The sequence below is a fragment of the Streptomyces sp. TM32 genome (genome assembly GCF_004122755.1).
Classification (GTDB): Bacteria; Actinomycetota; Actinomycetes; order Streptomycetales; family Streptomycetaceae; genus Streptomyces; species Streptomyces sioyaensis.
The window spans coordinates 48,951-69,263 of the sequence record NZ_SDIG01000017.1 but is presented as its reverse complement, the minus strand read 5'-3'; the positions used below and the strand labels follow the sequence as shown (position 1 = coordinate 69,263).

General features: G+C 72.8%; 16 protein-coding genes. 7 read left to right on the top strand and 9 right to left on the bottom strand.

Annotated features, from left to right (window positions below; genetic code table 11):
- Positions 1-717, bottom strand: a 717-nt coding sequence (locus tag EST92_RS06690; RefSeq protein ID WP_254068574.1) for a hypothetical protein, incomplete at its 3' end; no start/stop codon positions are given.
- 483 nt (positions 718-1,200) lie between these two features.
- On the opposite strand from EST92_RS06690, the gene EST92_RS06680 reads away from it, so the two are divergent.
- On the top strand, positions 1,201-2,598 hold the full coding sequence (locus tag EST92_RS06680; RefSeq protein WP_129280014.1) for an NADP-dependent succinic semialdehyde dehydrogenase: 1,398 nt from the start codon (positions 1,201-1,203) through the stop codon (positions 2,596-2,598).
- Between the two features lie 271 nt (positions 2,599-2,869).
- On the opposite strand, the gene EST92_RS06675 is transcribed toward EST92_RS06680, so the two are convergent.
- From EST92_RS06675 to EST92_RS06655, 5 genes are all read right to left on the bottom strand, one after another.
- Positions 2,870-5,005: a SpoIIE family protein phosphatase gene (locus EST92_RS06675; RefSeq protein ID WP_129280013.1), complete on the bottom strand. Its 2,136-nt coding sequence runs from the start codon at positions 5,003-5,005 to the stop codon at positions 2,870-2,872.
- A gap of 313 nt (positions 5,006-5,318) precedes the next feature.
- The gene (locus EST92_RS06670; RefSeq protein ID WP_129280012.1) at positions 5,319-6,542 is read right to left on the bottom strand and encodes a metallophosphoesterase; all 1,224 of its coding nucleotides are present in this window, start codon (positions 6,540-6,542) and stop codon (positions 5,319-5,321) included.
- A gap of 246 nt (positions 6,543-6,788) precedes the next feature.
- Complete coding sequence (locus EST92_RS06665; RefSeq protein ID WP_129280011.1) at positions 6,789-7,298, bottom strand: DUF1990 domain-containing protein; 510 nt, start codon at positions 7,296-7,298, stop codon at positions 6,789-6,791.
- 152 nt (positions 7,299-7,450) lie between these two features.
- The gene (locus tag EST92_RS06660) at positions 7,451-8,218 is read right to left on the bottom strand and encodes a crotonase/enoyl-CoA hydratase family protein (RefSeq protein ID WP_129280010.1); all 768 of its coding nucleotides are present in this window, start codon (positions 8,216-8,218) and stop codon (positions 7,451-7,453) included.
- Positions 8,218-9,870: an acyl-CoA dehydrogenase family protein gene (locus EST92_RS06655; protein ID WP_129280009.1), complete on the bottom strand. Its 1,653-nt coding sequence runs from the start codon at positions 9,868-9,870 to the stop codon at positions 8,218-8,220. The genes EST92_RS06660 and EST92_RS06655 overlap by 1 nt, the downstream gene beginning before the upstream one ends.
- A gap of 73 nt (positions 9,871-9,943) precedes the next feature.
- On the opposite strand from EST92_RS06655, the gene EST92_RS06650 reads away from it, so the two are divergent.
- From EST92_RS06650 to EST92_RS06635, 4 genes are read left to right on the top strand one after another with little or no spacing between them, the layout of a single operon-like run.
- The gene (locus tag EST92_RS06650; RefSeq protein WP_129280008.1) at positions 9,944-10,717 is read left to right on the top strand and encodes a PaaX family transcriptional regulator C-terminal domain-containing protein; all 774 of its coding nucleotides are present in this window, start codon (positions 9,944-9,946) and stop codon (positions 10,715-10,717) included.
- A 57-nt stretch (positions 10,718-10,774) separates the two neighbouring features.
- Positions 10,775-11,428 carry a PAS domain-containing protein gene (locus tag EST92_RS06645; RefSeq protein ID WP_129280007.1) on the top strand — a complete coding sequence of 218 codons (654 nt, stop codon included), beginning with the start codon at positions 10,775-10,777 and terminating at the stop codon, positions 11,426-11,428.
- Complete coding sequence (locus EST92_RS06640) at positions 11,425-12,558, top strand: pyridoxal phosphate-dependent aminotransferase (protein WP_129280006.1); 1,134 nt, start codon at positions 11,425-11,427, stop codon at positions 12,556-12,558. Before EST92_RS06645 ends, EST92_RS06640 begins: the two co-directional genes overlap by 4 nt.
- A complete protein-coding gene (locus EST92_RS06635) occupies positions 12,555-13,496 on the top strand; it encodes an ornithine cyclodeaminase family protein (protein ID WP_129280005.1) in 942 nt (313 codons plus the stop codon). The genes EST92_RS06640 and EST92_RS06635 overlap by 4 nt, the downstream gene beginning before the upstream one ends.
- Positions 13,497-13,504: 8 nt before the next feature.
- Here the strand turns inward: EST92_RS06635 and EST92_RS06630 are convergent, their stop codons facing one another.
- Positions 13,505-14,710 carry a lactonase family protein gene (locus tag EST92_RS06630; protein WP_129280004.1) on the bottom strand — a complete coding sequence of 402 codons (1,206 nt, stop codon included), beginning with the start codon at positions 14,708-14,710 and terminating at the stop codon, positions 13,505-13,507.
- A 295-nt stretch (positions 14,711-15,005) separates the two neighbouring features.
- Between EST92_RS06630 and EST92_RS06625 the strand changes: the two genes are divergently transcribed.
- The gene (locus tag EST92_RS06625; protein ID WP_129280003.1) at positions 15,006-16,094 is read left to right on the top strand and encodes a tetratricopeptide repeat protein; all 1,089 of its coding nucleotides are present in this window, start codon (positions 15,006-15,008) and stop codon (positions 16,092-16,094) included.
- Here the strand turns inward: EST92_RS06625 and EST92_RS06620 are convergent.
- Positions 15,988-17,412 carry a lipase maturation factor family protein gene (locus tag EST92_RS06620; protein WP_129280002.1) on the bottom strand — a complete coding sequence of 475 codons (1,425 nt, stop codon included), beginning with the start codon at positions 17,410-17,412 and terminating at the stop codon, positions 15,988-15,990. The two genes, EST92_RS06625 and EST92_RS06620, sit on opposite strands and share 107 nt — an antisense overlap.
- A gap of 414 nt (positions 17,413-17,826) precedes the next feature.
- Here EST92_RS06620 and EST92_RS31550 point away from each other — a divergent pair, with 414 nt between their 5' ends.
- Positions 17,827-17,997 (top strand): hypothetical protein, encoded by a 171-nt coding sequence (locus tag EST92_RS31550; RefSeq protein ID WP_154073961.1) that lies wholly within the window; start codon positions 17,827-17,829, stop codon positions 17,995-17,997.
- Between the two features lie 336 nt (positions 17,998-18,333).
- Here the strand turns inward: EST92_RS31550 and EST92_RS06615 are convergent, their stop codons facing one another.
- Entirely contained in the window at positions 18,334-20,163 is a 1,830-nt protein-coding gene (locus EST92_RS06615) for an alpha-L-fucosidase (RefSeq protein WP_129280001.1), read from the bottom strand.
- Positions 20,164-20,313 lie beyond the last annotated feature (150 nt).

The window sequence follows — 20,313 nt, the reverse complement described above, 5'->3', positions numbered from 1 at the left end:
CGCCATCGCCCCGGCCGGTACGGACACACAGCCGGCCGTGGTGCCCTTCCCGTGGACGTGGAGGAAGATACCGGCGCCGCGGCCGTGCACCGGACGGTGGTAGTTGAAGCCGCTGACCAGGGCCCGGCTGTACTGCGTGGGGTGGTCCGCCAGCCGCTCGGACTCGGCGGCCGCGCAGTCCGGCGGCAGGGGCGCCACCCAGCGGTTGTAGGAGGCCGAGTGGTTGTCCTCGCACCACCAGGAGTCCGCGCCGACCCGGCGGTAGGGGACGGTCGTGCCGGGCGGCGCCGGGGCGAGCCCGAAGGCGAACGGCAGGTCGTACAGCCCGGTCGGGGTGGTCGAGGTCCCCTGCACCCGGGTGCGGCCCTCGGTCAGCCCGTGGGCACCGAACCGGGCCGGTGCCCAACCGGCCCGCCGCCAGCGGCCGTTGTGGCGCTGCCACCACGTCACCGTCCCCGTGGTGGCGCGTGGGGTGCGCGCACGGGCGGTGATGAGCTGGTCGCCGCCCCCGGTGTCCGCCATACGGGAGGGCAGCGGGACACGGGAGCCGGCGGGTGGCGCGGCGGCCGCCGGGGCGGGCGCGCAGAGCGCGAGGAGCAGCGCGGCAGCCGCCGGCAGCACCGCGGACCGGCCCCCGGCCGCCCGGCCCGCGCCTCCGGCTGCGTGCGGGGAGCCGGCCGCGGCCGGGTGCATCGTCCTGGTGCGCGTCATGTGCATGACCGCACGGTAGAGCCCGGCGGGCCCGCAGCGCGCCGTCCGATCAGGTCACCTATGCCGCCCACGGCCCCGGCGCAGTCCGTCCGCCGCAATCCGCCGTGCGCGGGGGCCATGGACGGGCGAAACTCGGGTACGGGGCCCATGTGCCACTAGACGTCTCATTCTGGAGGCCCACCGTGCAGCGGCAACCCCATACGCGCAGCGGTCACACGCTCGACCTCGACCGCGAGCCGCAGCCCACCCCGGATCCGGGAGGCCCGCCGCCGAACCCCGTCCCGGACCCGCTGCCCGGCCCGCCGAGCCCGCCCGGCCAGCCGGACCCCATCCCGCCGGAACCGTCGCCGATCCCGCGGCCGCCCGGACCCGATCCCGACCCGGTCCCGGAGCCGTCCCCGGCCCCCTCGCCGCTCTCCTAGGAGCCGCCCGGACCGACGCCCCATATTCCGCGGGTGCCTCGCCCGCACCCTCAAGGAGGTGCTGATCATGGCCATCGCCACGGTCAACCCGGCCACCGGCGAGACCCTGAAGACCTTCGACGCGCTCAACGCCGGCGAGATCGAAGACCATCTGGTCCGGGCGGACCAGGCCTTCGAGGAGCACCGCCGCACCAGCTTCGCCCGCCGCAGGGAGCTGCTCCGCAAGGCCGCCGAGCTGCTCGACGCCGACCAGGACGGCATCGCCCGCACGATGACCACGGAGATGGGCAAACCGCTGGCCCAGGCGCGCGCGGAGGCCGCGAAGTGCGCCAAGACCATGCGCTGGTACGCCGACCACGCCGAGGAGCTGCTGGCCGACGAGCAACCCGACCCCGCCGACGTCAGCGACTCCGGCGCGGCCCGCGCCGTGGTGCGCTACCGCCCCCTCGGCACCGTCCTCGCGGTGATGCCCTGGAACTTCCCGCTCTGGCAGGTCGTCCGGTTCGCCGCCCCCGCCCTGATGGCGGGCAACACCGGGCTGCTCAAACACGCCTCGAACGTGCCGCAGACCGCGCTGTACATCGAGGAGCTCTTCCGCCGCGCCGGCTACCCCGAGGGCTGTTTCCAGACCCTGCTGGTCGGATCCGGCGCCGTCGAGGACATCCTGCGCGACCCGCGGATCGCCGCCGCGACGCTGACCGGCAGCGAGCCGGCCGGCCGCGCGGTCGCCTCGGTCGCCGGTGACGAGGTCAAGAAGACCGTCCTCGAACTCGGCGGCAGCGACCCGTTCATCGTGCTGCCCTCCGCCGACCTCGACAAGGCGGTCCGCGTAGCGGTCACGGCGCGTGTCCAGAACAACGGTCAGTCGTGCATCGCGGCCAAGCGGTTCCTCGTGCACGACGACATCTACGAGGCCTTCGCCGAGCGGTTCACCGACCGGATGGCGGCGCTGACCGTCGGCGATCCGATGGACGAACAGACCGATGTCGGGCCGCTCGTCAGCGAACAGGGCCGCTCCGACCTGGAGGAGCTCGTCGACGACGCGGTGCACAAGGGCGCCGCGGCGCTGTGCGGCGGACGACGGCCGCCACAGCACCGCACGGGCTGGTTCTACGAGCCGACGGTGCTGTCCGGCATCACCCCCGGCATGCGCATCCACTACGAGGAGGCCTTCGGGCCGGTGGCCACGCTCTACCGCGTCGCCGACGTGGACGAGGCGGTGCGGATCGCCAACGACACGCCGTTCGGCCTCAGTTCCAACGCCTGGACCCGGGACCCGGACGAACAGGCCCGGCTCGCCCGCGATGTGCAGGCCGGCGGTGTCTTCTTCAACGGGATGACCGCCTCGCATCCGGGCCTCCCCTTCGGCGGCGCCAAGCGCTCCGGCTACGGGCGGGAGCTGTCCGGGCACGGCATCCGGGAGTTCTGCAATATGACGACGCTCTGGTACGGGCCGGAGGACTGAGCGGCACGGGGCGGGGCCCGTACGGGGCGCTCGACAGGACCGGCGGACGCCCGGTCACTTCGCCCCAACGCGCCCGCCCCGAAGCGGTTTTCGTCCTGGAGCTCAGGGTGTACGTTCCCATCAGGCCGAGTCGGCCCACGGCCAGGTCGGCCGGCTCGGCCGCCCCTCTCCGATGGTCCTCTCCGATGGACCAGGCTGATCAAGCGTCATCAGTGCGTGGTGCACGGGGAGTCGACGCAAACAGTCAAGCCGGAGCAGCCGGCCAGAACAGTCAGGCCGGATCGTCGGGCACCGCGAACTCGCACCACAGGGCCTTGCCCGCACCGCGCGGCTCCGCGCCCCAGCGGTCCGCGAAGGCCTCGACCAGCAGGAGCCCCCGGCCGGAGGTCGCGGTCTCCCCGGGGCTGCGCCGCCGCGGCCACCGGCTGGAGCGGTCCTCGACCTCCAGCCGGATCCGCCGGGGGGTGCCGGGCAGCAGCTCCACGGAGACCAGGGCTCCGCTCTCGGTGTGGGTCAGCGCATTGGCGATCAGCTCGGAGGCGGCGACCTCGATGTGGTGGCTGACCGAGCCCGCCCGCCACTGGTCCAGCGTGCGGCGCAGCGCCGCGCGGACCTCGGCGGTGCCCGAGGGGTCGGCCTGATGGACGTGCAGCCGCAGCCGGGGTGTGGTCGCGGGTCCGGGGCCGGGGAGCCGGTGCAGCAGCAGGAGGGCCATGTCGTCCTCCGACCCGGGGGCGGCCCACAGCTGGTCCGAGAGCTGGTCGGCCAGGGCTTCCAGCTCCGTGGGGCCCTCGCGGACCGCCTGGGACAGTGCGTCGATGCCGGAGGAGATGTCGTGGCCGGGCTGCTCGACCAGCCCGTCGGTGCACAGCAGCAGCGTCGACCCGGGCTCCAGGAACAGCTGGGTCTCCGGGAAGTGGTCGTGCCCGAAGGCGGTGGCCAGCCCCAGCGGCAGGCCGCCGCGGACCTCGGGCCAGTCGATGTGCCGGGAGGAATTGCTGATCAGCGGGCCGAGGTGGCCGGCTCGGGCGAGGTGCAGCGCCCCGGACTCCAGGTCGGCCTGGATGTAGGTGCACGTGGCGAAGCGCTCGGTGTCCAGCTCGGACAGAAAGCGGGAGGCCCGGACCAGCACGGTCTCCGGCGAGTGCCCCTCGCTGGCGTAGGCCCGCAGTGCGATCCGCAGCTGGCCCATCACCGCGGCCGCATGGGTGTCATGGCCCTGGACGTCGCCGACCACCAGCCCGGTCCGTCCCTGGGGCAGCGCGATCACGTCGTACCAGTCGCCGCCGACGTCCCGACCGACGCTCGCCGGGTGGTAGCGGACGGTGACCGCGCCGCCCGCGATGGGCGGCAGCCGGCGCGGCAGCATCGTTGCCTGCAGCCCCGTGGCGAACTCCCGCTCCTGGTCGAAGAGGGTCGCCCGCTGCACGGACTGGGCGACCACACCGGCCAGTGCCAGCGCCAGATTCCTGGCCTCCGGCGACGGCGCCGCGGGCTCCGCGTTGAACAGCCCCAGCGCCCCGATGACGGCGTCCTGCGCGACCAGCGGCAGGAATGCCGCGCTGCCCGTCGGCAGCACCTCGGTGTACGGACGCAGCCGCGGAAAGCGGGCGATCAGATCACTCCGGCTGCCGAGGAAGAGCGGGCGCCGCGAGCGCGCCGTGTCGGCCAGCGGCAGGGTGTCGTCCAGCCGCGAGGTCATCATGTCGTCGGGCACCTCGCCCTCCAGACCGGCGGCGGCGATCACCTCGAACCGGTCGTCCGTGACCAGTCCCAGCAGCAGCCCGTCCGCGCCGAACCTCCGGGCACCGCCGCTGTCGGTGAGCACCTGGGTCACGTCCTTGACGGACAGCGCGCGGGCCAGCGCCGCGGTGGTCTGCTGCACCATCACGGTCTGCCGCTGCCGCTCCTGATGGAGCGAGCGCAGCAGCGCGGAGTCCGCCAGCTCTCTGGTCGCCTCCCGGACGATGCCGATGATCCGGTACGGCATGCCGTCCGCGTTGTGCAGGATCCGCCCCTGGGCGTGGGTCCAGCGCTGGGTCCCGTCGCGGCACTGGACCCGGAAGTACACGCCGTAGGACGAGTGGCCGTCCCGCAGGGCCTGGGTGAGCGCCTCGTCCAGCCGCAGGCCCTCTTCCGGAGGCACCCGGGTGACCAGGGACATCGGCGCCCCGTCGTATTCGCCCGGGCGCAGATCGAAGACGTCCATGGCATCGGGGTCCAGATCCATGAACCGGCGGTCCAGATCCCAGTCGAAGGTGCCCATCCGGTTGAGTGACAGCCGCTCGCGCAGGCCGATGGGCTCATGGTGGGACACCCCGGGGGCGGCCTCGGGGACCGGGCGCCGGTCCCCGTCGGCCCGGGGGTCGTAGTCCTCGCCGGACGGTTCCACGATCGGGCCGGTCATGGCGCGTCACGCCTCGCGGCCCGGCGGCCCGGGGCGCGCCGCCCGACCCTGGCCGGGCAGCGGGGCATCAGGGCAGGCCGCGCCGCGCCGAGCACGTCTCGTGCCCTCGGTCGCGGGCCGTTGACCGGGGCCGATATCCACCGGAACGCGGCCATGCGAACACCCTAGGCGCGGGTCCGAAAACCCGCATTCCGGCGCCGCGGCCTCCCCTTGGCCCGGTCTGCGGAGGCCCGGGGCGGCACCGGCGTGGGGAGCCGTCCTCGGCCCGGTGCCGCCCCGGGAACGGCCCCGCCCCGGGAACGGCCCCGCCCCGTCAGGCGTGCGCCGGCACCTGGGCGGACACCGGCCGGGTCTGCCGCGTCCGGTGCGCCAGGGTGGCCTTCCGGGTCGCCACGTCCACCGTGTACGCCTCGATGGTCAGCCGCGCGCCGGACACCTTCAGCATCATGAACCCGTGGTCGGAGAAGTTCTGCCAGGCCGCCGGGTGCCCGAAGTGTGCCTTCCCGTTCTCCGTCTTGGCCGACGCCCCGCACACCACCTGCCGGGTGCCGCCCGTACGGGCCGTCGGCTCCAAGATCTGCAGGGTGTGATCGTGGCCGGACAGGATCAGATCGGCCCGGCCGGCCACCACGTTGTCGTACATGTCCTTGAGGTGGACGCCGCTGGTGTAGTTCCCGATCTCGAACCCGTCGTAGGAACCGGCGCTGCCGTGCTTGCCGTTGTTGAGGTACGGGTGGTGACCGAACACCACCTTCCAGCGGGCGCGCGAGGCGCGCAGCGCGCCGTCCAGCCAGTTCCGCTGCTCGCGCATGTACGGCCCGTCCCAGCGGTAGCGCGGGTCGATCTGGGCGACGTACGACGACCACGGAATCGTGTCGATCGCGAAGAACTCCACCAGCGGATCGGCGGCCGGCAGCGGCACGCTGTAATAGCGGCTCGGCATGTACCAGCGCCGCGAGGTGGCGGCGTAGGCGACCTCGCGGTCACCGCGGGACGGGTCGCCGCCGCTGCCCGGAATGAGCCCCGAGCAGTCGTGATTGCCCAGCACCATCAGCCACGGCACATCGATACCGCTGTTCGGCTTCTCGAATTTGTCCTGGAATTCCGAGTCGTCGTCGGATTCCGGCCCGTTCTCGTAAATATTGTCGCCGAGGCCCACCGCCAGGCCGACCCCCTCGGCCCGGCAGACATCGCGCGCGGCGGCGGCCACCGCGTACTGCGCCTCGTCGCCCGTCCCCGCGTCACCGGTGACCAGAATCGCGAACTCGCCCTTGCCGTTGGGGTGTTCGGGGAACGGGAAGGCTCCCGGGGCCCCGCGGCGGGCGGCGGCGGAAGCGGGCGACTGCCCCGGCGACGGCAGTACCGCGAGCGCCGCACCGGCCATCGCGCCGCCGAGCAGCGTCCGCCGGTTCACGAAGGGCATCGTGCGCCCCGTCGTAGGCATCGACGGCTCCCCGGCCGTCGTCGCCGAGCCGGTGTGCAGCCACTCCTGCTCGGTCATGTCCGCCTGCGGCGGGATCAGTTCGTCCTCACACATGCCTGGATTTCTTTCACGGCCGGCCGAGGCGGTGGTGACGGAATGATGAAGCGGAAGTGGACGTATGGAGGCCGGGAGCTGTGAATCTACGGATCGGTAACAAAGCGTGTTCCGGGGGGTGTCAGGGCGTGAGCGGCGCCCCCTGGGGGCCCGGTGCGCGGCCCCCTGAGGGGCCCCGGTACCCGGCCCTCCGAGTGGACCCGGTGCCCGGCTCGGGCCGACTTCCCGGCGGGCTGCGCAGCGCCCCTATTGATGGCTCGTCAGGCGGCGCAGGGTGCGGCCGAGATGGCGGACGTAGCGGCGCTGGAAGACGGGGACCAGCGGGCCGGCGAGGCGGGTGACCGCGCGGGCGGGGCGGCTGAAGGCGGTCACCGTGAACCACACCGAGCCATCGGCGCGCAGTTCGGCGACGAACGCCTCCTCACCGCACTCGGGATGCCCCGGCCGGGTCCCGTACGCGAAGCCGATCCGGTGCTCCTCGGCCACCGTCCACACCACGGTGCAGGGCGCCCGCAGTCGCAGCGGGCCGATGCCCAGCGCGACCTCGACCCGTACGCCCGGCGCGGCCCGCGGGGCGTCGGCCCGGATGCCGGCGCCCGCCGCACGGTGCATCCGGAAGGTGGTGATCGCCTCGCCCGCCGCCGTCAGTACCGCCCGCCCGTGGCCGATCGGCAGCTCCTCGTGGAGGTGGTGGTAGCCGGGCGGCAGCGGGGCGCGCCGGGTGCCGCCCTCCTCGGGGTAGCTCAGGTCGTTCATGCGGCTGCTCCTGGCGGCGGGCGGTGGGCGAAGACGGCGTGACCGTACGCGGCGAACCGTCCGGCCGCAACGATGTCCGCCCTGCCGGCGGGCAGGACGGACGCACGGAACGGGGCCGCCATCTCAGCCGAAAGGTCCGGACGGGCCCCGGCTCATCCCTTCGCGTCCGCCGCCCCGTGTCGCCCCGCCCCCGCGGCGAACCGCGCGGCGCCCTCCCAGGCCTCGGCCAGGACGGCCTGCCCGTAGGTGAGTTCCCCGGCCAGCGCCGACTCCTCGTCCCGGCCCTCCTGGTCCAGCAGGGAGGCGCGGTCGCTGCGCAGACACGCCTGCGGGAAGCGGGCGAGCTCCGCCGCCAGCAGCTCCGCCTCCGCGCGCGCCGAACCGGCCGGCACCACGCGGTGGACCAGCCCGATGTCCAGCGCCTCCGCGGCCGGCACCGGTCGCCCCGTCAGCACCAGGTCCATCGCCCGGCTCGCGCCGATCAGCCGCGGCAGCCGCACCGTGCCGCCGTCGATCAACGGCACGCCCCAGCGCCGGCAGAACACGCCCAGGACCGCGTCCTCCTCCGCCACCCGCAGATCGCACCACAGCGCCAGCTCCAGGCCGCCGGCCACCGCGTGCCCGGCGATCGCCGCGATCACCGGCTTGCCGAGCCGCATCCGGGTCGGCCCCATCGGTCCGTCCCCGTCCACGGCCACCCGGTTGCCGCGCTCGGTGCCGATCGCCTTGAGGTCGGCACCGGAGCAGAACGTCCCGCCCTCGCCCCACAGCACCGCGACCCGCGCCCCGTCATCGGCATCGAACGCCCGGAAGGCATCAGCCAGTTGAGCGGCCGTCGCGCCGTCCACGGCGTTGCGGGACGCCGGCCGGGAGAGCACCACCGTCGTCACCGGACCGGCGTGCTCCACCCGTACGGACATCAGGCCCCGCCCGCCGTCTGAGGTCGGACGTGCTCCAGGACGGCCGTCAGATCGACACCGGCCGGCAGCGTGCCGAAGGCATTGCCCCACTCCCCGTCGAGCCGCGAGGCGCAGAACGCGTCGGCGAGGGCCGGGTGGCTGTACCGCACCAGCAGCGACCCCTGGAGGACCAGCGCCATCCGCTCCGCCAGCGACCGGGCCATCAGCTGCGCCCGCTCCGGACCGGCCGCCGAGCCGAGCATCTTGCGGAGCCCGGCCACCGCCGCGTCCAGCCGGCGGTCGGCGCCCGTCGCGGTCTCCACCTCGACGAAGAACGCGTCCAGCGCGGCCGGTTCCTTGCCCAGCGCCCGCAGCACATCGAGCGCCGCGACATTCCCCGAGCCCTCCCAGATGGACAGCAGAGGCGCCTCCCGGTAGAGCCGCGGCATGCCCGAATCCTCGACGTAGCCGTTGCCGCCCAGGCACTCCAGGGCCTCCGCCGCATGGGCGCTGCCCCGCTTGCACACCCAGTATTTGCCGGCCGCCAGCGCCAGCCGGCGCAGCGCCGCCTCCCCGGCGTCCCCGGCCTGTGAGCGGTCCACCGCCGTCGCGAGTCGCATCCCCAGCAGCGTCGCGGCCTCCGACTCGATCGCCAGATCCGCGAGCACCGAGCGCATCAGCGGCTGCCGGTCCAGCTCCCGCCCGAACGCCCGCCGGTGCGCGGTGTGGTGCAGTGCCTGCCGGAGCCCGGCCCGCATCCCGGCCGCCGAGCCCAGCACACAGTCCAGCCGGGTCATGTTCACCATCTCGACGATGGTCCGCACCCCACGGCCCGGCTCGCCGACCGGCCAGGCCACCGCCTGGTCGTACTCGATCTCGCTGGACGCGTTGGAGCGGTTGCCCAGCTTGTTCTTGAGCCGCATCAGCCGCATGCCGTTGCGCGCGCCGTCCGGCAGCACCCGCGGCACCAGGAAGCAGCCGAGCCCGTCCGCGGTCTGCGCCAGCGCCAGGAACACATCGCTCATCGGCGCGGAGGTGAACCACTTGTGGCCGGTGATGCGGTAGGTCCCGTCGCCGGCCGGCACCGCGTGGGTGGTGTTGGCCCGTACGTCGGAGCCACCCTGCTTCTCCGTCATCGACATGCCCGCGATCAGGCCCGACTTGGTCAGCGGCGCCCGCAGCCCGAAGTCGTAGTTACGGGCGCTGAGCAGCGGCTCGTACCGCGCGGCGAGATCCGGCGCGGCGCGCAGGGCGGGGACCGCGGCGTACGTCATCGAGATCGGGCAGCCGTGCCCCGGCTCGGCCTGCGACCAGACGTAGAACTTCGCGGCGCGCACCAGATGCGCGCCGGGGCGGTCGTCGGCCCAGGGCGCGGCGTGCAGGCCGTGCTCCACGGCGACGGTCATCAGCTGGTGCCAGGCCGGGTGGAACTCGACCTCGTCGATGCGGTGGCCGAACCGGTCGTGGGTGTGCAGCCGCGGCGGCTGCTCCTCCGCCCAGCGGGCCTGGTCCTGGACCGCCGCCGAACCGGCCAGCGCACCGAGCTCGGAGACCTCCCGCACGCCCCACTCGGCACCGTCCCGGCGCAGCGCCTCCAGCAGGGCCGGCTCGTCCGCCGTACTGAACCCGGTCAGCGGCGGAGCCTGATTCTCGACTTCATGGGTGACGGTCATAGCGTTGACGTTACAGAAGTCGAACACCTGTGGGAAGACTGTAATGGAGCGACGGCTAGAGTTTCGGGCACATATGAACGAACACGACACCGGCACCAATGGCGACCCGGAGGTCGCCGCGCTCGCCCTGCGGCCGTTGACCGCGCGCTCCATCGTGCTGAGCACCCTGCTGGGGCATCACCCGCCGCGGCTGCCGGCCCGTGCCCTGGTGCGCGTCGGCGAGCTCTTCGGCATCGCCGAGGGCACCGTCCGGGTCGCGCTCTCCCGCATGGTGGCCGCCGGCGACCTGGAGCAGAGCGACGGCTCGTACGCCCTCACCCCCCGGCTGCTGGCCCGCCAGACCCGGCAGGACGAGAGCCGCTCCCCGCGGACCCGCCCCTGGAGCGGGGACTGGGAGATCGCCGTGATCACCAGCCCGGAGCGCCGGCCGGCCGCCGAGCGCACCGCGCTGCGCCAGGCCATGGCGGCGCTGCGGCTGGCCGAGCTGCGCGAGGGCAGCTGGCTGCGTCCCGCCAACCTCGACCGGCCGCGCCCCGCCGTCGTCACCGAGCAGTGCACCTGGCTCGCCGGCACCCCGGACGGTGACCCCGTGGCGCTCGCCGGCCGGCTGTGGGACCTGTCCGGCTGGGCGCGGCGGGCCCGTGACCTGAGTGCCGCACTGGACCGTGCCGCGACCCCCGCCGACCGCTTCACCGTCGCGGCCGCCGCGCTCCGCCATCTCCTCGCCGATCCACTGCTGCCCGCCGGGCTGCTCCCCGAGGACTGGCCGGGCGGCCAACTCCGCCTGGATTACGCCGAGTTCGAGGAAGAACTGGGTGATCTGCTGCGGCAGTACCTGGCCGGGTAGGGGGCCGCCCCTTTCCGACTCTGGACGTTTGGTCCAGCCTGGACTTATAGTCCAGGCATGGAGAGCGTGGACGAGAACCCCGATCCCCGGGTACGGACGTGGGCGCCGGCCTGCCGGGCCATTGCCCTGCTGCTCGGCCCGTACGCCGAGGTGGTCCTGCACGATCCGGACACCGACCGGATCCTTGCCGTCTGGAATCCGATGACCTCCCGCGGGCCGGGGGATCCGTCGCTGCTCGGCGAGCTGGACACGCTCGATCCGACGGCCCGGGACGTGTTCGGGCCCTACGAGAAGCTGCTCGCGGACGGCCGGCGACTGTCGTCGGTCAGCGCGGTCCTGCGCGACGAGGACGACAAGGCGTCGGCGGTGCTGTGCGTGAACCTCGACCGCACGCCGCTGGAGCAGGCCGCGGCCGTGCTGTCCGCATTCGGCGCCCCGTCGGCCCCCCGCCCGGAGCCGCTGTTCGAACAGGACTGGAGCGAGCGTGTCCAGCACATCGTCGGTGCGTACGTGCGCGAGTGCGGCCGCCCGGTGGAGCGTCTGACCCGCCAGGACCGCCTGGCCGTCCTCGCCCGGCTGGAGGAGGCCAAGGTCTTCGCCGTCCGCCGCGCCGCTCCGGTCGTCGCCGGCACCCTGCGGGTCTCCCGATCCACCCTCTACGGCCTGCTGGCCGAACTCAGAGCATCCAGCGCAAAGGACCAGACGTCATGACCCGGCTGCCCGACTTCCGCCTCGAAACCTACTTCTCCCAGTGGGAGTTCACCGCGCGCCACCACATGACCGCCTCCGACGTCCAGACCATGACGCTCGGCGAGCTGCTCGCCCTGGCCGGCGACCAGGACCGCGCCGCGTTCGAGAACCTGTCCCTGGGCTACACCGAGACCTATGGCGATCCGGAGCTGCGCGAGGTGATAGCGCAGACGTATGAGCGGGCGGACGCCGCTGACGTCATCTGCTTCGCGGGCGCCGAGGAGGCCCTGTACCTGGCGATGAACGTCCTGCTGGACGCCGGGGACCACGCGGTGGTGGTGACCCCGAACTACCAGGCGGCCGAGACCGTGCCGATGGCCCTGTGCGAGGTCACCGGCGTCGCTCTCGACCCGGACCGGGACTGGGCCCTGGACCTCGACCGGGTGAAGGCGGCGATCCGGCCGCACACGCGGGTGGTGTCGGTGAACTTCCCCAACAACCCCACCGGCAAGGTCATCAGCGCAGCAGACTTCACCGAGCTGGCGCGGCTGTGCGACGAGCGCGGCATCCACCTGTTCAGCGACGAGGTCTACCGCGGCCTGGAACGCGATCCGGCCCGCACCCTTCCGCAGGCCGCGGACCTGTCCGAGCGCGCCCTGTCGCTGAACGTGACCTCGAAGTCGCTGGGCCTGCCCGGCCTGCGGATCGGCTGGATCACCTGCCGTGACCGGGACCTGCTCACCCGGCTGGAGCGGGCCAAGCACTACACCACCATCTGCAACTCCGCCCCCGGCGAGGTGCTGGCCCGCATCGCGCTCAAGGTCCGGCAGACGATCCTGGACCGCAACCGGGCCCTGATCGAGCGGAATCTGCCGGTCTTCGAAGCGTTCTTCGCCGAGTTCGCGGACGTCTTCGAGTGGCAGGCGCCGGACGGCGGCTGCGTCGCCTACCCCCGCTACCTCGGCTCGGAGGGCGTGGAGGAGTTCTGCACCCGCCTGGTGGCGGAAGCCGGCGTCCTGCTGCTGCCCGCGAGCATCTACCGCTCCGAACTCACCCCCACGCCGGCCGACCGGTTCCGCATCGGCATCGGCCGCCGCAACCCGGAGCAGGGCCTGGCCGCCTTCGCGCAGTGGATGCGGGCACACCGATGACACCGCCCGTCTTCGACGCCGCCGCCATCGAACGGGTTGCCACCACGGACCTGGTCCTCGACGCCGTCCGCGGTGCGCTGATCGCCCACGCCAAGGGCCAGACCACGGTGCCGCCCCCGCTGCACCTGCAGTTCCCCGACGCGGACGGGGACTGCCATGTCAAGGCGGGCCTGGTCACCGGTGCCCACGACTTCACCGTCAAGATCGCCACCGGCTTCTACCGCAACCCCGCAGCCGGACTGTCGTGCCAGCACGGTCTGGTGTGCGTGGTCAGCGCCCGTACGGGCCAGGTGCGCGCGATCCTTGACGACAAGGGTCTGCTGACCTCGTGGCGCACCGCGGCCGCGGGCGCACTGATCACTCATGCCATGGCCCGTCCGAACGCCGCCACCCTGGCCGTCTTCGGCACCGGAGAACAGGCTCGCCTCCAGGTCGAATGGCTGGCCGGACTCCGTCCGATCAGCACGGTGCTCGTCCACGGGCGCCACCCCGGCAGGACCCGGGCGCTGTGCGAGGGGTTCACTGCGCAGGGCCACCGTGCCCGGCCCGCGTCCGCCGAGGAAGCCGCGGGTGCCGACATGGTCCTCACCACGACGCCGGCCACCTCCCCGGTCCTGCGAGCCGTCCATGTCCCACCGGGGACGCACGTGACGGGGATCGGCACCGACATGCCGCACAAGAACGAACTGCCCCCGGACCTCTTCGCCCGCGCGGCACTGATCGCGACGGACGACCACGAACAGTGCCTGGACCACGGCGACTTCGGCCATGCGGTCCGTGCCGGAGCCACGACCGCCACCGGTGACCTCGCCGCCGGTCTCCTGCTCGACGGGCCCTTCGCGCGTCCGGACGAGGCGGTCACGATCGCCGACCTGACCGGCGTCGGCGCACTCGATGCAGCCGTCGCCTCAGCCGTCCTGCGGGAACTGGCCCGGTAGACCCGGCCTCACAGCGGCACCACACACACCGGGACGGGTGCCACGAACGGCGCGCCGGTGCTGCTCAGGGCCCCGGTCCGGGCGTCCACCGAGAACACCGTCACCGACCCGGACTTCTGGTTCGCCGCGAACAGCCACCGCTGATCGGGCGAGAAGGCGAGCTGCCGGGGGAAGTCCCCGCCCACCGGCACGGTGTCCAGCAGCCGCAGCCGTGCCCCGGCCGCCTCCACGGCGTAGCGGGTGAGGCTGTTGTGACCGCGATTGGCGAGATAGGCGAAGCGGCCGTCCCGGGTGACCAGGAACTGCGCCGGAAAGCTGGTGCCCGGGCCGGTCCCCGTGGACTGCGGTGCACCGGGCGTCAGCCGCCCCGTCCGGCAGTCGTAGCGGCAGACCACGACCGTGTTGTCGACCTCGTTCGCCAGATAGGCGAAGGCCCCCGAGGGATGAAAGGTCAGATGCCGGGGGCCGGCGCCGGGCCGCAGCGCCGCCGCCGACACCTGGAGGAGCCGTCCGGCCGGCTCCTCCAGCCGGTAGGTGTAGACGGTGTCGTTGCCGAGGTCGACCGCCAGCACGTACCGGCCGTCCGGGCTGGTGATGATCTGGTGGGCATGCGGCCCGTCCTGGCCGGGACCGGGCGGCGGGCTGGAGTGGGTGACCAGGTCCGTGCGCTCGCCCAGCGCGCCCGTGGCCGGGTCGATCGGGTGCACGGCCACGCTGCCGGAGAGGTAGTTGGCGCTGAGCAGCCGGCGCCCGCCGGGATGCACCGACAGATGACACGGCCCGGCGCCGCCCGTGGACCGGCTCCCCAGCACCGCGGGCGGGCCGTCCGGCCGCAGCGCCATGGCGGTCACCGCGCCCTGCTCCTGCTCATCGACCGCGTAGAGGGTGCGACCGGAGGGCGCCATGGCGAGATACGAGGGATCGGCGACCCCCGCCACGACCCCGGTGGTGGTGATCCGTCCGGTCGTGGTGTCGTACGCGCCGACCCCGACGCCGGTCCCGCCGCCCGGCTGGGAGGTGTACGTCCCGAGGAAGAGCGGCCGGGTGCCGGCGAGCCGGCGGGCGTGGCCGCGGGTGGCGGGTGCGGGCCGGGCGTCGTCTCGCGTCGGCAGCGCCGCCCCCGTCCCGGCGGTCGCGGTCAGTCCGGCCGCGGCGCCCAGGAAACGCCTGCGGCCGATCCCTGCCCCGGCCGTCCCCGTACGTGCTGCTCTCATGCCACACCTCGGTGTTCGGCGGCGGTGGTCGGTGCTCGGGTGTCGTGGCAAGGGTGGCTCGTCCCGCCCCGCGGAGGCAAGCGGGGGACGGCGCGCGGCCGCGGTGCGTCCCCGAGGCGGATGCCGGGCACGCCGGTTGACCCTGACCTGCCCCTACTCCCTCATGATGATCCATCAGCCCATCCGTAGCACTTCAGTCGTACGGCACAACCCATACAGGGACGGACTCGCCGGCCCCCTCCCCGCTCATAGGTTTGTGATCAAGGCTCGGAAATGATCGGGAGGCCACGGATATATGTATGGCAAGGCATTCGCCCCGGAATATCAGGGCGAGTTGGGCGCGGCACTGGGCGTGAACTCCTCCTACGAGGAGGTGTTGGCCACGGCGAGTCGCGTACAGGCTGACGCGGGCACCCCACTGGAGCGGGCCCGGGCCGCGCTCGCGGTCGCCGAGGCCAACCGGCGGCTCGGCCGGGTGAGCGAGGCGGGCCACGCCTGGCGGGAGAGCTACCGCAGCGCCCGCACCGCCGGTGACCCCGGTGCCATGGCCTGGGCGCTGTGGAGCGGCGGCACCCTGGCCCGGCAGTGCGGCACCCTGCCGCTCGCCCGCCGGCTGCTCGCCCATGCCGTCGCTCTGGCCGAGGGCAGCGGCGACCGTCTCGCCCACGGCTACGCACTCGCCGGCCTGGCCGAGACCGGCCGTATTCAGGGCGATTACGCAGCCGTGGCCGAACTCCATGAGCAACTGCTCGCACAGGCCCAACAGCACGGCGAGGCCCGCCACACGGTCTGGGCGATGTCGGGCATCGCCCAGATGCACCGCAACACCGGCGACTACGACAAGGCCCTGGAGCTCTTCGAGGAGTCCGCCCGAATAGCCGACGACGCCGATGACGCCCGCGGGCGCGCCTGGTCGCTGCGCGGCGTCGCCGATGTCCTGTCCGTCCAGGGGGAGACGGACCGGGCGCTGACGCTGCTGTCCGAGGCGGAGGCCATCTGCCGCACCATGGATCTGGCCAGCGCGCTCGCCTACAACCACAAGATGCGCGCCAACGTCTTCTTCCGCGCCGGACGGTACGTGTCCGCCCGCGAGACCTACTCCCTCGCGCTGCGGGAGTTCAGCGAGATGCAGGAGCCGCGCGGGGTGGCCCTCTCCCGCCTCGGCCTGGTCAAGTCCCGCGCCCGCCTGGGCCGCGACCGGGACGAGTCACTGGCCGAACTCGACGTGCTGGAGCGGGACTTCACGAGGATCGGGCTGCGTCACGCCCGCGAGATGGTCATCGCCTTCCGTGCAGAGCTGACCGCCCGACCGGCGCAAGGAACTCCCGCTCCTCGGTCCGGTGCCACCACGCTCCGGTCTCCCGCAGTTCCCGCCACGTCGTGAAGCGGTAGCGGAAGACCCGGGCCCTGATCCGGGCCGGCGGCAGATCGGGGAACGGATTGGTGCGCAGCAGTCGCAGGGTGTCCCGGTCGTTCTCCAGCAGCCGCGCCACGAACGGCACGAACCACGCCCGCGCATAGGCGGGCGACAGCGCGGCGAACCACATCAGCCAGTCCAGTCGCAGGTGGTACGGCGCGAACTGGCGGGGCAGCCGCCGCACGTCGCCCGGCTTGCCGTGGAACTCATACGCACGCCAGATGGTCTGTGGCCCGGTCACCGCGTCCGCCGTCCCCTCCACCACGATCTCCCGGCGCACCCGGGTGATCGTGCCGAAGGCGCCGTACGAATTGACCAGATGCAGCGACTCGTAGGACGTGTTCATCATCTGCTGCCGGGTCAGGAGATTACGTGCCGGCCGGTAGCTGAGCACGAGAACACCGGCGGTGGCGAGCAGGACCAGCACCTCGAACCACACGGGGGGCGCGGCGAGCGGCGCGGACGGCCGGCCCCACAGCGGGGCGGCAGCCGACATGGCGAGCGCGATGGTCACCCAGTTCAGCCAGGCGAAGTTGCCGGACAGCACCAGCCACAGCTGGGTGACGACCATCGCGGCCGCGGCCCAGCCGGCAATCGGCTGCGGAGTGAACAGCAGGACCGGCACCGCGAGTTGGGCGACGTGGTTGGCGGCCGTCTCGACCCGGTGGAGGGGCTGCGGCAGATGATGGAAGAACCAGCTCAGCGGGCCGGGCATCGGCTGGGTCTCGTGGTGGTAGTAGAGGCAGGTCAGGTCCCGCCAGCAGCGGTCGCCGCGCATCTTGATCAGCCCGGCCCCGAACTCCACCCGGAACAGCACCCAGCGCAGCAGCCACATGATCAGCACCGGGGGAGCGGTGTCGTCGTTGCCGAGGAACACCGCCAGCGAGCCCGCCTCCAGCAGCAGCGACTCCCAGCCGAAGCCGTACCAGGTCTGCCCGACGTTCACGATGGACAGGTACAGCCCCCACAGTGCGGCCCACATCAGCATCGCCGCCCACAGCGGGACGGCGTCCGCGGCCCCCGCCACCACGGCCGCGGACAGCGCGACCCCGCACCACGACCAGAGGGCGAAGAAGCGGTCCGAGTAGTGCCAGTGGAAGACCGACGGCGCCGCACGGAACGGCACCCGCGCCACAAAAGCGGGCACCGGCAACAGGCCGCGTGAACCGATGAGCGCGCGGAACTGGCGCACCGCCGCGAGGAACGCGACGAGATAGAGCGCGGCCAGCATCCGCTGGAAGACGAGCCGCCCGAGCCAGTAACCGGAATCCGAGAACCATGCCACCCGCCCATGGGTAGCACTGAGCCGCGCGCTCTGCGGCACGGCGCGCGGCCTCGGCGGACGGTATCCCCCGCTCACTCTCCAGCGTAGGGATCGGGGCGTATGCAGCAACCCGAGGGCCGTTGCGGTGAGTGCGGTGAGGGCCGTTCGGGTGAGTGATGTGCCTCACAAATTCCGCCGGTTTTCCCGCCGCTTATGGGGGGTGGTTTTTCCGCCTAGCTCACGCATTCCGTTCTCGCTGGAAAACGTCGAGCGCGCCGCGTGCGGCGTAGTTACTCTGAGGGTCGACGGACGACCTTTCTGGGAGACGCCAACACCATTGGCCCGTCGCGGGAACGCCACAAACCTTGGCTGACCTCCCGGTTTGTGAACACGGCGCCACCGCGTCAGACCAATACCTCGATGAAGGAGTGCGTGGTGGCTTTGCGCAAGGCTCAACACAAGCAGCCCCGTTTGAAGCAGGGCGAGCGACCAGGCCGGATCAAGGAAGTCCGCAACCTGGAAGCCTGGGATCGCTGTGCCCCGGTCCGTCTGGCCGGCTGCGAGGACGACCCCGCCGAGCCCAATATCTTCCGCGGCATCGACTGATCGGCTGATCCCTGCGCCGGCCCCGACCCCCGGGCCCGTTCCTTCGGGGGGCGGGGCCGGCGCCCGAGCTCGCACGGCACCGGCCGTCGTCGTGCCCGTCCACCGCCGAGACCGAAACGCCGTCCCTTACCAGCGGGGAGCCCCCCACCGCTCGGCCGCCTTGACCCGAACGGCCCAACCGGGGGCGCGGGGCCCCCGCCCACCGGCCGGAGCGTTCGCCGCCGTCGCCCGTCGCCCGTCGCCCGTCGCCCGTCGCCCGTCGCCCGTCGCCGGTCGCCCGTCGCCCGTCGCCGGTCGCCCGTCGCGATCGGCCCGTACGCCCCGGTGCGGTCGCGATCAGTCGGCGTACAGCTGACGCCGCGGCACGATCTGCTGGGACTGGCTGGGGCTGGACCACAGCAGCTTCAGATAGGCCTCGCCGGTCTGTTCCGTGTGGTCGATCCGGATGCGGTGCCGGTGTCCGGCCTTCAGGGTGACCGTTCCCTTGTCGGCCTTCGGGCCGTGCGGGGTGCGGTTGTCGATCACCAAGGTGCCGTCGATCCACAACCGCACCGTGTCGTCGGAGACGGTGGTGAAGGTGTAGGTCTCGTCGAAGCGCGGCTGGATGCTGCCGGTCCAGCGGGTGCTGAAGTGATCGGCGGGGATCGTCGGGTCCGGTGAGCCGTCGAAGCGATAGGACTTGTTCACCGTCGGGTCGACGGTGGTCACCGCGGGCGGACCGGTGAAGGAGTCGTTCGGCCAGCTCTGCGCCGTCAGTCCGGTGCCGGTGCCGGCGGGCGCGGCGGCCGGCGGCCGAATGGTGAGCCTGATGACGCTCGCCAGCGGATCGGGGGCGGGACCGGACGGCGTGAGGTCGAAGCCGTCCCCGGCCGGGGTGACCTTCACCTGCTGCGAACTGCCCAGCACCCGGGCCGCGGTGATCGCGAACGGGCTCCTGGCGGCGAGGTGGAGAGCGGAGCCGGCGGCCGGCCAGGAGGTGACGGAGGCGTACAGCTCGTTGCCGCGGCGGGAGACCGCGCCCCAGGGCGGGGCCGCCACCAGCCCGGTGTGCCCGGCGCCGTGGACCGCGGCGCCCTGGCCGTGCGCGGCCAGCCACCGGCCGGTCGCGCGCAGCCGGTCGACGGCCGGCTGCGGGAGCCGCCCGAGCCGGTCCGGGCCCACGTTGAGCAGGTAGTTGCCGCCGCGGCTCGCCACCTCCAGCAGATTGCGCACCACGATGGCCGGAGACTTCCAATTGCTGTCGTACCTGGCGAAGCCCCAGTGGTCGTTGAGCGTCATACAGCTCTCCCACAGCTGCCCGTCGACCGGCTCCGCGGGGATCTCCTGCTCCGGCGTCCCGAAGTCACCGTCGACCAGCTCGCGCTTGCCGACGCGGTTGTTGACGATCAGGCGAGGGTTCAGGGCGTGCAGATACGCCTGGAGGTCCGCACCGTCCCGGCGTGACCAGTGGTTGGCGGGGTTGTCCGTGTCCCACTCGCCGTCGAACCACAGCAGCGCCGGGTCGTAGTGGTCGATCAGCTCCTTGAGCTGGCCGTACATCCGTTTTTTGTAGCGCGGGAAGGTCTCAGGAGCGGCGAAGTCCGGGTCGTGCCAGTCCCAGATCGAGTAGTAGAAGCCCAGTTTGAGCCCGGCGGCGTCGGCGGCCTTCTTCAGCTCGGCGAGGAGGTCGCGGTGCGGGTCGAAGGCGGAGTGGTCCCGCAGATTCCAGGTGTTCTGCTTCGTCGGCCACATCGCATAGCCGTCGTGGTGCTTGGCCGTGATGACGATATAGCGCTGCCCGGCATCCTTCGCGGCCCGGACGATCGCCTCGGCGTCGAAGGCGGACGGGTCGAAGGTGGCGGCCTGCCGCTCGTACGCCTCGTCGGGGATCCGGCACTCACGCTTGATCCACTCCGCGTTGCGGCACACCGTGCCGTCGGGCCGGGTGTATTCGCCCTCCAGGTTCGAGTACGCGCCGAAGTGGAGGAACAGTCCGAAGCGGCCCTGCCGCCACCACGCGGTGCGCGGTGCGGTGAAGGGGTCGTCGGTCGCGTGGTTGGTGCCGGGGCCGGCGGCGGGCCGGGGCGGGGGCTGCGCCGCGGCCACGGGGCCGCCGACGGGCAGCAGCAGGGCGCCCAGCACCCCCGCGATTCCCAGCAGCCGGAACGGTCTGGTGCGGCTGTGCATCGCTCGCTCCTCGGGTCAGTTGGTCACGTACGTGCCTCCTGTGCCACCCCGCATGGTGCAGGCCCCGGCACCCGACCGGAAGGCCTCGTACGCGACAAACATCGGAGCAACTTGCGAAAAGAGGCAGGGAGTTGGGGGAGTTGTTCCGGG